This window comes from Protofrankia sp. CiP1_Cm_nod2 (assembly GCF_920664355.1).
GTDB lineage: Bacteria > Actinomycetota > Actinomycetes > Frankiales > Frankiaceae > Protofrankia.
Genome location: NZ_CAKKTL010000227.1, coordinates 1 through 418, shown reverse-complemented (window position 1 = coordinate 418; position 418 = coordinate 1). Strand labels below are relative to the sequence as shown.

The 418-nt window shown below is 65.1% G+C and carries 1 protein-coding gene; it reads left to right on the top strand.

Annotated features, from left to right (window positions below; translation table 11 throughout):
• Window positions 1–418: ISAzo13-like element transposase-related protein (locus NBW84_RS19870; protein WP_445548781.1), on the top strand; the 418-nt coding region annotated here is incomplete at both ends.

Here is a 418-nt window from a genome sequence, read left to right as displayed (position 1 = left end):
CAAGCTCGCCGACGAGGTGACCTCGCTGGGCTTTGCGGTCAGCCATACAGTGGTCTCCAAGGTGCTGCGGGGGATGGGTTTCAGCCTGCAGGGCACGCGGAAGACGAAGGAGGGCGGCAGTCATCCCGACCGGGACGCCCAGTTCCGCCACATCCACGACCTCGCGGCGGCCTTCCTCGCGGCCGGAGACCCGGTGGTCAGCGTCGATACGAAGAAAAAGGAGCTGGTCGGGGCCTTCGAGCAGGACGGCCGTGAGTGGCACCCGAAGGGCCAGCCAGCCGAGGTGAACGCCTACGACTTCCCGTACCTGGCCGATGGGAAGGCGATTCCTTATGGTGTCTACGATCTTGCTGACAACTCTGCCTGGGTGTCGGTCGGGATCGACCACGACACGTCGCAGTTCGCTGTCGCCTCGATC